Here is a 12,292-nt window from a genome sequence, read left to right on the forward strand (position 1 = left end):
CAGTTAGAGTATGACTAATGCGAGATACGAAAAGAACAATGTCAAAATCCCTCTCGATACTCCAACACACTTTCTGCTGTAGTAAACAATGGCTCACCATCTTCGTAAGAGTCAAACTCTTCAAGGTGTTTTACTCGCAAATAGGCTAACAGCTCACGAACCTGTATTTTCCCCAACGTTACCTCTTCATCAAATCGGAAAAAGAAATGAGGTCCCTTTACATCGAAGGGATACCATGTGTCACGCATTCGTTCTTCCGTCACTTTGCTGGCAGTATCCTTTACATGAAACACGCGATACTCTCCCGTTTGTTCAACGCCATCAGTATAAAGGATAACGAACTGGATATTTTTCTTCTCGTAAAAATATGATGTGTGAGCACCAGGACGTGGTGGCTCACCTTTAACTTCAAGGCGCACATTATATACCAATGAGCCTTTATCGTTATGGCCAAGAATCCATTTCAGATGCTCTTCGTCCTTGTAGTAACCCACCAGGATGCCTTTATCCGCATATCGTTCCAAATAGTGAAGCGTTAGCCATTGCGAATGTGCTACAGGTTGTTGCAGTTCTTGTTCAATAGCAGGTTTCAGCACGTCCTGTGGATCTTGTCCCATACCACATTTCTCAATCACGAAATATCGCGACAACTCATCATATTGTGCCTGCGTTTTCTCGAGATCATTTGCTGGACGTGCATAAGCAAAATAAGCCATCCTTTCTTCGCCGTATGGCTGGAACACCCTGCCGTTCAAATCGTAGAAATGCTGCTGAAGATACAAAGCGCCATCTACCCCCAAACGGGCACGCATGGCATACACCATAAACTCCTTTTGGATGACAGCCCTTATCTCTTCGCGGAACTTCTTCCTTACATATTCTTTCCATTGCGACTTCTCATTGGCCTTATTACGTGCATACAGGAAGAGCACATAAAGGAAATTTACATCATATTGCGAAAGAAACAGCGTATCCCTATCAAACAGGCGGTCAGGGAACTGATACGAGATCTTTGTGCAATGTTCCTCGTTTTTATCCTTATGCGGTCGTATGTTCTCCTGTACATTATACTTGAGGTCATCATTGACAAAGGCGCTGATAAAGAAATTGGGAATCACGTCGTAACCCTCAGTCAGATTGGCATCCTGTAAGCGAATACCACCGAAAGGTCCTCTATCTGCCTGTCTCTTCTGCCTGTCCAGTTCATCATACGCAGTATCGTCCGACAAGAACAAGTTGATATTCCATTGTATGACGTTCCTTGCATACGTGTACTGCTTATAGATAGATTCGGATGTCAGCGGATGTCCACTCTTATAGTATTTGCTGTCACCGATATAATAGACTTCTCTGTTTGTTTGAGACTCTGCTGATGTCAATGCCAGATCTGTGTACATATGGTCAACACGTTTGCCATCGTCTTGGTCAGCCAATCCTTTGGGAATATCATGGTGAGGGGTACCTATCAGTTCGTCAATCATTGCCTCAAATACAATATTGAAACTCTTGGCCAAAAGGTACTCTTGAGCATTTGTATTAATAGCTATACTATACGAGTTTTCGAAGAAGGCATAGCACAAGTCCCAAAGTTGAAGAGCCTTGTCTGAAAAGTATTTGTACTTTATCTGCATCAGCCTCATCTTTCCCATTCCGTGCATGTATTGTGTGAACTGCTTGCCAGTAATCAGTTCGTACTGAATGTTGATAGGCGTATGGAAACCGTATGCTCCATTCAAATAGTTCAGTATGCTATAGAAGATAACAAATAATTCCTCCTCGTAGTTGACAATACGTTTCTTGTTCACAGGATTCAGATACACCACATCCTTATCCTGCACAAAAGCCTGTGAATGTGAGATGGTTCGTGTCCAGTTGATTTTGTTGTTTCCCCTGTGCAAGTTCTTGATGGTAAAGAGCACGAAGTCACGGTTCTCCTGATTGAAGTTGATGAGCGACAGCACAATATCCAGGTATGTTTTCGCCTGATGCCTGCGACCTTTACCTGCTTGCGGTAAATGCTTATATAGAATGGCCTTGCTCTTGGGGTTCGCTTTGTAGAACACATTCAATGCCCTATATATCCACACAGAGAACTCGTAGATGAACTTCCGATACTCCTTGTTAAGCTTTTCCTGACCTTTCGGCTCCAGTACCATTTCTGGTGTTACAGGTTCGCCTGATTCCAATTTTACACCCACCAATGTTTCCTGCTCCGTCAGCAACACCTTGGGCAGAATGAACACGCAGTCGTGCAGGTGTGGGTTGTAGAAATAGCCCACATACTGCACACTCACGCGTTTATCTACATCTTGCAAGACGTAGATGTCCTTCAGGACTTTCTCAACTCGTGAGCTTTCGTACTGATGTTCTTCAAACAGGATATACATTAGTTCTTCTCTTCTTCCTTCTTCTTCCAGTTCATCACCTTCTGCACGAAGTCAGTCACCATTTCGGGATTCACATCGTTGCTGTCTTCCTTGTAGAAGTCTGGGAAAGTCAAATCTTGCACATTCCCCTCATTGTCTTTATACTGGAACAACGAGGCATCATCAAAGCCATAGTCTTTAAACACATCGTTCCAAAGATAGAACAGCACCTTGCTCACGAATGTATCTACGGAGATAAGGTCGTTTTCACTATTTGGCAACTCAGCTCTTTCTGGCGTCTTCTTATCAGGCTTGCAGAAGAAGTAACCTAACTGTTTGTCGGCACTCGATGTCATAGAGGCGATGATGTCGTTGACTTTACGGATGAAGTCCCACCAATCCACAGGTTTTTCCACTCCATCAGCATCCTTTATCCTCACATCAATTTTCCATTCCTTTCCCTCGTTCTTTATCTTCATGTATTTCCACTCCCAGCGACGTTTGAATGCAGAGTCGATAGGGAACAGACTTTGGTCACTTGTATTCATCGTGGCCCAGATGTAGAGGTTCGAGGGAAGAAGCAGGACTCTGCCATGTTGTATATCCTCGGAAAGTGTTGCATCATAGTTACTGGTGTAATCCTCAATAACATCCTCAACGTCAATATCATGCTCAAGTTTATAATTCTTATGTTCCTTGAAAGCCCTCTCTATTTCTTTCTGCAGATCGGTATCTGATTCTATCGGATATTCAGAGAAATGTTCATCGTTTCGATCAAGTAATTGGAAGAGATCGCCAAATATTTGAGCACAATTGCCGCGATTGATTTCTTCAATTACAAGAAATTGGGGTTCAGCCTCATCACTCTTTCTATCTGTGTATTTCTTCCATGCTCCAAGATAAGCTTTCAGGAATGCTTGCATGATGAACTTATAGACAATACGTTTCTCAACAATAGTCCCCTTTTCTTGAAGGCTGATTCCATTGTTTACCACCACAGGAACCACCATTGTTTCAGTATCCTCCATCGTAGGCTTATAAGCGCCAACGAAGGTGGAATAATCGCTATCTGGATGGAACGTTGTGCGGATAACGCTCTTCCCTTTTGTCACTATCTTAATTTCATGTGATTTACCTGTACCTGGGGCACCATAGAAAATCTCTTGAAGGGAATATGATAACGAATGATGCTCTTCTTTTTCCTGTCTCATAAGGAAATCCGATTTAAATATTCGTGCTATTTCTTGTGATGTTCTTAATTCAAAGGATTCTTTCAAATCATCATATGATTTATTATCTTGCGGAATCAAAAAATCAACAAATCGTTGGGTATATTTTTCAGTAAGTTTTTCTCTTATGGATTCTATATTTAATTCTTCAATACAGTCCTTCCTTAAAAGCCATATGGCCAAAGCGAATCTTGCTTCTTGTGTTGTAATATAGTATTGAAGATTATCATAATATTTCTCTTCTCTATATACATTTCCTTTTAAGCAGTAAAATAGAGGTCGGTTGTCTTGCTGTGGGTACACAACCTTATCGGGACTTTTTCTTGAAATATCAACAGAACTTCCACCAAAGAAATTACTTTGTATAGTGCCTTGTATTGCCTTTTTTCCTTCATACAATTCCTTAAACGTCTTTAAATAGCTGCCATCGTCCAAAGATATTACTTCGGATACGTATGAAATAAATTCCTTCTTTTCGGTCGTTGAACTACCATCCAAGAACTGATCTTTAACATTTTCATCAAAAAACTCGTCAATATGTTCGTTCTGTTTTTGCTGTCCTGATTCTCTTTGATGATAGAATCTGTCTAATGCAATAAAGTATTGTATAGCACTTAAGCAAGGTGTAGAAACTTGTACTTCTGCGTCCTTGACAAATTTTAGAGCTTTAACTAACGCTTGTTTTGCTAAATACATAATTATTCTGGTAAAAAGTTCAACAATGCTCTTGCGATAACCCAACCCAACACAGGAGGAACAGCATTTCCAATAACCTTGTATTGTGATTGAAGAGGAATGTTTCCAAAGTGGTAATTATCAGGAAACGATTGAATACGTGCGCACTCTCTGACGGAGTATCTGCGATTTTCGACAGGATGTGTAATTCCGCAATTCTCAGGCTGAGCAGAAGCTGTTATAGTGCCATTTATCTCACCAAATGCAAAACGTCTGAAGAATTTTGGTGCGTGATAGCGTTTGGGATCATCTGCAATCTTCTTGAATCTCGGTGATAACAACTCGTATGGTATGTCTTTCCATGAACGTCCCTCAAACACTATTTCTGGCAAATCCTCCTTGTGAAAGCCTGGAACGAAATAATCGAAGGCTTGCATTCCATGACGGCACCCCCCAATCAAGTCTACAGAACGTTGGGTTGTCTCGCTATAGTTCCAAACAACGTCATCCTGAACCTCGTGAACGCCCTGAAGAATACTTCCAAGCAATAGTTCTTCGTCTCTACCGAAACTTTTAGAAGGTATATGGTGTTGACGAACAACCTGTTCCATCATGTGGAAATCAAATGCACCAATACCAAGTTCTCTATCAATACCAATGATTAGAACCCTGTATCGTTGCTGAGGAACACCATAATCACTCGCACAAACAAGTTGCATACTCATTTCATATCCCATATCATGCATCCTGTTCGAGATTTCCTGTGGAACTGTCGTGATTCCATCTGGCATTTTGGAAGAAAGGATGCCTCTTACATTCTCGAATACAAATGCTTGCGGACGATGTCCATTTGCAATTTTTGCCCTAATTATGCGCTCACACTCTTCAAATAAGGTTCCGCGGCCATTAACATCATTGACACCTTTACGATTGCCTGCATTAGAGAATGGCTGGCAGGGGAAGCCAGCTAAGAGAATGTCAAAATCGGGAATGTCATCTGCGTTCACATTCCTTATGTCTGCTAACAAACATTCTGCTCCATCTTCGACTAGTAAAGGATTGTTGTTATAACATGACTGAGCATCTGCATCAAAATCATTTGCAAAGACAATCTCTGTATTTAACCTCTCGTAGTCCCTTCCTAAAAAATGGAATCCACCTGTGAAGCCTAAATCTAATCCTCCACAGCCAGAGAAGAGTGATGTAACAATCTTTGGCATATAGTCACTTCATTGCAACAAAAGCCCCTGCGTTTTGTGAGAAGCGCAGGGGTGTCATGCTTTGACATAAGCGACTGGAAACGCTGCAGAATGAAGCATAACGAATCCCCCACGCTGTTCGTGCGAGGTCATTATCCCTTTCTGCTTCTGCGTTGTGTTAGTTTTCCAGTTCTATGTCACCAGAAGTGAAATGAATCTCGTATTATTGTTTGTCAGTTACTCTTTATTGCCTTGTCTTTTTCTTTTTGTTCTGACAAACACCCAAGTCAGATTTATTGTTTTTAATTGATGACTACATACAAAAAGAGTGGGTGCTTAACATCTGCCTGTCCCACCCATCGCGGCCTACCACAGCCTTGCAGAAAGAACAAACAGTGTAAACACCCACGTTGGAGTATATAGACACCCGTAAAGTGTGCATTGAGGCTACACGAGCCTCGCAGCACACTACGGAGAGTATATACTACACCCCGTGGAGTTACCCCTGCATTTGTTTTTGTTCTGCAAATCGATTGTGGTAGTTTCGATGGATCCAAAAACAAAGCGTCAGTAACGCCTTTCAATATGTAGTGCTCCACCAATTGGCTCCGTCATTCTCAAATGACATCGTTGCCTCATTAGGCAGATGCATCTGCAAATATACTCAAAAAATTTTTATCTATATATAATATGGTGCATTTTAATGCAATTTTAACCGTCTAAGGCATAGTTACAAAGCGATGTCTGTTTGCTTCAGTATCAGGACCTCGCCATTTTGGAACTCAAACTAGAATTTATAGGTTTCTGATCAATGATAAATCACCACTTGACAAGGCTTTGAAATTGCGTTCTATCTTCTCGATGTCCCAATCCCACCATTTCAGTTGCAGCAGAAAGGCGATGAATTCGTCATCAAAACGCATCCTGACCACTCGGCAGGGATTTCCCACGGCAACAGCGTATGGAGGAATGTCTGAGGCAACAACAGAGTTGGCTCCGATAATTGCTCCGTCACCTATGTGAACGCCTGGCATGATGGTAACATGCTGGCCAATCCAGACATCATTGCCCACAACGGTATCACCCTTCAGAGGCAATTCATCTTTCACTGGAGCAATGGCACTTCCCCAGTCGCCACCAATGACATAAAACGGATAGGTTGTCACACCGTCCATCCTATGATTGGCTCCATTCATGACAAACTCCACACCCTTGGCAATAGCGCAGAATTTGCCAATAATCAGCCGGTCACCTATGAAGTCGTAGAAATGAGTGACATGCTTCTCGAACTGGTCAGCACCATCCACATCATCGTAGTAGGTATAGTCGCCGATGATGATACGCGGGTTCTTCACCACGTTCTTGATGAAGCAGAGGCTTGGAATCTTCGGATTCGGAAAAGCCTCATTGGGGTTGGGTCTATTATTGATTTCCATAAATTCTTGCTTTGGCAAGCGACTTAAGTCGATGACCGATTTATCTGTTACTATTTCTTATCTGGCTGCTGGCCGTCGTGGGCCTTCCAGGCGCACTCGGTAATCTTCATGTTGGAGAATACAGCCGTGAAGGATGATTCCTCGGGCGAACAGGCATAGATGCCAAAACTGATCTCGTCGGCACCGGCATACATGTGGCAGATGCGCATCTGGCTGAACTTCTCGCCGTCGGCGGAGCACTCGATGCAGTAGTCATCTTCGCGGCGCGAGAAGCGGTACCACATGGTCTTCACATCGGCAGGAATGGCCGTAGTGGCCCAGTCGGAGTAGCCATTGTTGGTGGCTACGCTGCCCAGATGCTGAAACTCCTCGTTCTCGTATTCCACCGAGCCCTTCAGCCAGTTCTCGCTATCGAGATACATCACGATACCACATTGGTCGAAGCGGTGATGACTCTCCGTGAAGTCAGTCTTCACCACGAAGCTGAAAAACTTCTCGCGCGTCTTCATCTGAAGCACGGGGGCATTGTCGTTCTGGAAGTGATAGTAGGTGCGCTGCCAGAGGTCGGTCTTCGGAGCGGTGGTGATGCGAATGGTATCATTCTTGATTTCACATGCGGCAGGCTCCCGCGTCCACTGGAGGCTGTCCAGATTGATGTGGCCGCTGTCAGAGAGTGCCACCTTTACGTTGTCTACGAAATCCATAGTCGTTACTTGTTTGTTCTGCTGTCCGCATGCCGTGAGCATGAGACCAGCGCAGAGAAATGAGAATAGTTGCTTTTTCATATTTGTTTTTATTGTCCGCTAAATTGGAATTTCTTGCTGGTTGTTCTTGTGGATGATACGATGATAATTGGTTACAAAGCGATGTCCGTTTGCTTCAGTATCTTTTTACAGCACGGAATATGGGGGAACAGTGGTCGCAGAAATGGTCTTCCCTAACCCTGGCATAACGAGGAATGAGTACCTCTTCCAGGGAAATGCATCCACGGAACGGGTCCGATTCAATAACCTCTGTTGACGGGGGAAAGACGATGCTTTTTAAGGAAGTGCAACCCTGGAAAGCATAGCGGTTAACCCTCTCAATGTTGACAGGAAGTACGAGACTTATTAGCGAAGAGCAATTGGTAAACATATATTGCCCGATGGTATAATCCTGACAGTAATAATTCTGGAAGTATTTGTCGTCGTCTGTCCGGGTTATCTTCATGTCCTCTAAGCTGTAACCAATCTTTTCGTTGAAGGTTAGCCATTCACTCTTGGTCAATTTTGAAAAGTCAAAACTGTATTTCCGGTTGTTGACAGTGCGATAATATGTTCCAGAAGCGGGCCTGGTATAGTAAGGGGTTTTGCTGGTTTTTATCTTCGCTTCTCTGAGGTCAAGTTTCCGCAAGGCACCGCCTCGCCATCCGTCAATGGAGAACTCGTCATGGGCTCCGGCCATTTTTCTCAGGAGTTTTATGTCTCTGGCGTTTATCGGGCCTTTTATCGTTAGTTTGGTTATGTTTTCCTTTTCAGCATCCGTCAGCAGCTCTTCAAGGGTTCCTGCCTTTTTCATCTTTATCTCACGGACAGTGGAGCTGTCACTCCGTTGGGGCTCGATACCGCAGACCATCGATTTGACAAGGGTTAGGGTTTCTCCGTTTTCGGGCTTCTGGTAGTCTCCGATTCTCAGTCTGTAGTAGCCGTTGTAGTGGCCTGCCCATCCAAGATTATAGTGAAAGAATCCGTCTTTATAGCCATCACAGACAAATGCATGGCCATGGAGGGAAACGATACAGGGGCGGCTTTCATCCAGCTCTTTATATAAGAGGGCTTCTATCTGATCATCGGTGATATCTTTGTAGAACGTAGCATGTCCTGAATAGCCCAGATGATTGCACAGGGTGCGTTTTATATTGCTCAAGGAAGCGGTTGTCCCATGGTCAGAGAATGATGCATTGACAGAAAGTCCGATAAAGACCATTAGTTTTGACAGATTCTGGACCACTTCGTCAAGAGAGTCTTTCGGGGCATAATAGCTCTTATAGGATTTCCACAGGGGCGCACATTTTGAAAAATCGATGGTAGCTATTGTCTTGTCGTCCACCTTATAGTAGCAAAGGCCATCGCCTCTTTCCGGCCATTGATAGTAGCTCATTACCATAGCTACGGCAGTAGGCACGCAGCCAATGATCATTTTTCTGTCGTTTTTGGTTGGTGAATATATATTGTATGGATCACCCTGGTTCCATCTGTTCCAGGCGAGCATTGGCTGAACTTCGCTGTTTTTAGGCAGATATAAGGGCTGAACAGCAGGTCTTGGGGTTGCGGAATTGTTTTTCAAGGCAGCTATCTGATCTCTGAATGGTTTCACCAGATTCGTATAGTTGACGCCGAGAAACTGGGTTGGGCCTAGGCGTAAGGCATTTTCTGTGCTGTATGCCAGGACTGGGCCATAGAGCAAGGGCCAGAGTTCCTTGTTGGCAACAATACAGAAGCAGTTGTTCCTGGAATCCTCAAAATACAAGAAGCCTTCATCCTTGTGTTTCATTACTAAAGACAGGTTATTATTTTGCACTCCTTGCTCGGAGAATTGTTTCAGCAGCCACTGTCGGGCACACTCTTCCTCCTCTGCATATTCTTTTACTTCTGCATTTACTGAGTCTGCGCAAACATCGTGTGACGCCTTAGCCATCGCCGAAGAATGGCCAAGAATCATGATCAGGCATAACAGTTTGAAGATAAAGATCAGTCTCATACTACTTCTAATTACTTTTTCAGTCTGTTTCTGTCTGGGCAAAGATACAAATTTTTCTGCAAATCGCAACAATTGGAGGTGACTTAGACTAGAAAAAGTTGTAACTTTCGGAAGCAAAAAAGAATGCGACACTTTTTCGGTTCACCAGTATTATCTGCGTTAATTGAAAGAAAACCGAAATTACCCATTTTTTTTACAAAATGAAAACCTCGGACCTACGGTCCTGAAAAACCGGCTGAGTAGGAGCAAAGATTTTGAAACCAGATTTTTCGGCAGATTTTAAGCGGAGCGCCCAAAAACTCTTGGTCGTCGTTTCACTCCTCAAAATCGAACGAAAAATCAAATAAGAAAATCTTTCCCAAAAATCTTTTCTTGTTTTCAATTACATAAAAACAGAAAAAAAAGATTTTAAAAACAGATTCTTCGTCAGATTTTAAGCGGAGCGCCCCTAAATTCTTGGTCGTCGTTTCACTCCTCAAAATCGAACGAAAAATCAAAAAAGAAAATCATTCAAAAATTTTTTCTCACGGTGAGGTTCATATTCATGCACTTTTTCTTGCCTAAGCCAGTATGCAAACTTGCCGAAAAAAGCATCAATTGTCTGTTTGATTTTAGCGAAATTTCACTTGCTTACCGGGCTCAAAACTCGCGCCGAATTCACCAACCGGAAAGTGGGTCGGAAATACGCAAGTTTTGGCGAGTCTTAAAAGTTTTTATAACTACTTGAATATCAAGCAATTACACTCCTACTACTATTCTCCTATTGCAGCATTTCTATTATGCAGCAATGGCACTTCTGCTATACTACAACTGCCGTTCTATTGCAACACAACCACCATTCAGTTGCAACACAACCACCATTCAGTTGCAATGCAAGCACCATTCTATTGCGGTGGAAAATAAGTGCTACTTCACCATAGTAGTTAAGACAATTCCATCACATCAGGAAAAAATGCGCCAAAATATGCGTTTTGCTATGAAAAAGCAGAAGAAAAGTGGCAAAATTGGTTGTTTTTCGCTTCAAGCTATGGGGTAAGAGCACATAATGGAGGGGCAAAAACAAGGGTTTCCCGTTCTAGATTGAGAATTTTGTTTGTCTTGATTTTCGAAAAAAAGAGGTGGAAAAAGAGGAGAAAGGAGGACACGACTGTACAACCGTTTCTTCCTGCAAGAGCAGACGCAGGAGGAAGGTTGCAAAATAGAGATTAACTAATAATGTGGATGGTGTTAGTGTATAGATCGTAACCGATGGGGCGTGCAAAGCTGATGGCCTTACCGTTATAAATGGACGACACATTGATGCCGCGACGTTGGAACTCATCGATGAGTGCACGGTCGTGATAGGCACGCATAGAGGTCCAGCCGGTGTGGCCGACCTGGGAGTTGAAAACTGTTACTAACTCGGGGATCTGCATGTCTGCAAACTGCAGAGCATACTTGGTGTAATAAATGTGCTGTTGCATAAACCTGGAATGTTTTTGAAGTTTATAAATGTTGCTTCCGCATCGTACTGACCACCGTGGTTTCCAAAACTCGGTTGGCGAGTCACCTTTTCAGGCACTGCTCTTGATGCTTTCGGCTGCAAAGATAGTTATTATCTGGGAAAAGACAAAACTATTGCAAAAAAAAACGTAGCTTATTATTATCTATATTTATATTGTTTATATTGCTTTTAATGTGAATGCCATATCATAATTAATCATCTGTCCGCTGTCAACATACTTTTGCCATGCATCTTCGTTGTGACTGATGTCCGAAAGCTTAGTGGCGTTCTCTGTCTTGAAACGCTGATAGATAGATTCAAGAATCTTGAGTTCTTCGTCTGAGAATTCTGAAAGGTCTGGAGAAAGTGTAGAAGTCAGTTTAGTTCCCTCGGCTCCAGATTCAAAATGCACAATCTCTTGCTGTACATCATCGTAGAAACTATAAATCCTGTCCCATCTAATGGGTACAGGGCCTCTCTGAATGGCTTTATAAGCCAAACCGCTCATTCCCTTGCTGGTCATCTTATAACTATAGAAATCTGTGTAGAACAGCAGTTTGTTCATCATCGTGAAGAATACACCATGATATTTCTCTATGTAGAAAAGGATGATGTTCTTCAGTTTGCTGACAGACTGGGTGGCATAGCCATTGAAAATATCCCTTCGACTTCCATTGAAGACATATTCTTTGATGAATGCATCATTGGTATCTGTTTTGACCGATTTCACCTTATTGAGTATCTTGGAAAATTCGTTTTTCTCAAATTGATTTCTGGCGTTGGCTACAAAACTCTCAAAGATGTGCGGATTCTGAATGGACATTAAAATCTTACCATTAGCCTCGCTGGGCATATCACCATTTTCGTATAAACGATACTGGTTGTCACCAAATCCAAGAATCTGCGACATCTTAGAAGCTGACAGGCCAAAGCGCTGACGAATACGCTTGATTTCGTCAGGGAAAGGAATGCCGTATTTGGCCCGATACTGATTATATACCTGACCAACATTGACTTCGTCTAATGCTGTAGTAGTGAAGCGCTCTTTGGTCTCATCACACTCATAAAACTGGTGTACGTACTGAAATTTCTCTTTACGGAACGTCAGTTCTGATAATTCGTGGCGGAGGGTTGCATGACCTCCTGTAAATGGACTTTGCATATC

Annotated in this window: 9 protein-coding genes and 1 riboswitch; of the genes, 1 reads left to right on the forward strand and 8 read right to left on the reverse strand. The window is 42.8% G+C overall.

All coding sequences use genetic code 11. The annotated features are described in order from the left end of the window. Positions 1-41 precede the first annotated feature (41 nt). The 6 genes from L6475_RS13510 to L6475_RS13535 all read right to left on the reverse strand — a co-directional run bounded on the left by L6475_RS13510 (position 42) and on the right by L6475_RS13535 (position 9,644). Entirely contained in the window at positions 42-2,387 is a 2,346-nt protein-coding gene (locus L6475_RS13510) for a restriction endonuclease (protein ID WP_237820912.1), read from the reverse strand. Beyond that, positions 2,387-3,577 (reverse strand): AAA family ATPase, encoded by a 1,191-nt coding sequence (locus tag L6475_RS13515; RefSeq protein WP_237820914.1) that lies wholly within the window; start codon positions 3,575-3,577, stop codon positions 2,387-2,389. Before L6475_RS13515 ends, L6475_RS13510 begins: the two co-directional genes overlap by 1 nt. Positions 3,578-4,293: 716 nt before the next feature. Further along, a complete protein-coding gene (locus tag L6475_RS13520) occupies positions 4,294-5,490 on the reverse strand; it encodes a DNA cytosine methyltransferase (RefSeq protein ID WP_237820916.1) in 1,197 nt (398 codons plus the stop codon). 773 nt (positions 5,491-6,263) lie between these two features. After that, positions 6,264-6,905 (reverse strand): Vat family streptogramin A O-acetyltransferase, encoded by a 642-nt coding sequence (locus L6475_RS13525; protein WP_193215894.1) that lies wholly within the window; start codon positions 6,903-6,905, stop codon positions 6,264-6,266. 50 nt (positions 6,906-6,955) lie between these two features. Then, positions 6,956-7,690 (reverse strand): DUF1349 domain-containing protein, encoded by a 735-nt coding sequence (locus L6475_RS13530; RefSeq protein WP_237820918.1) that lies wholly within the window; start codon positions 7,688-7,690, stop codon positions 6,956-6,958. A gap of 94 nt (positions 7,691-7,784) precedes the next feature. Next, positions 7,785-9,644 carry a C10 family peptidase gene (locus L6475_RS13535; protein ID WP_237820921.1) on the reverse strand — a complete coding sequence of 620 codons (1,860 nt, stop codon included), beginning with the start codon at positions 9,642-9,644 and terminating at the stop codon, positions 7,785-7,787. 787 nt (positions 9,645-10,431) lie between these two features. Between L6475_RS13535 and L6475_RS13540 the strand changes: the two genes are divergently transcribed. Continuing rightward, positions 10,432-10,680, forward strand: coding sequence for a hypothetical protein (locus L6475_RS13540; RefSeq protein WP_237820923.1), 249 nt, complete (start codon positions 10,432-10,434; stop codon positions 10,678-10,680). 169 nt (positions 10,681-10,849) lie between these two features. Here the strand turns inward: L6475_RS13540 and L6475_RS13545 are convergent, their stop codons facing one another. After that, positions 10,850-11,107: a hypothetical protein gene (locus tag L6475_RS13545; protein WP_237820925.1), complete on the reverse strand. Its 258-nt coding sequence runs from the start codon at positions 11,105-11,107 to the stop codon at positions 10,850-10,852. 1 nt (position 11,108) lies between these two features. Continuing rightward, a riboswitch (SAM-I-IV-variant riboswitch) is annotated at positions 11,109-11,222 on the reverse strand. Positions 11,223-11,305: 83 nt separating this feature from the next. Further along, positions 11,306-12,289, reverse strand: coding sequence for a type II toxin-antitoxin system antitoxin SocA domain-containing protein (locus tag L6475_RS13550; protein ID WP_237820927.1), 984 nt, complete (start codon positions 12,287-12,289; stop codon positions 11,306-11,308). Between the last annotated feature and the right edge of the window lie 3 nt (positions 12,290-12,292).

Source organism: Prevotella sp. E9-3 (genome assembly GCF_022024015.1).
Lineage (GTDB): Bacteria > Bacteroidota > Bacteroidia > Bacteroidales > Bacteroidaceae > Prevotella.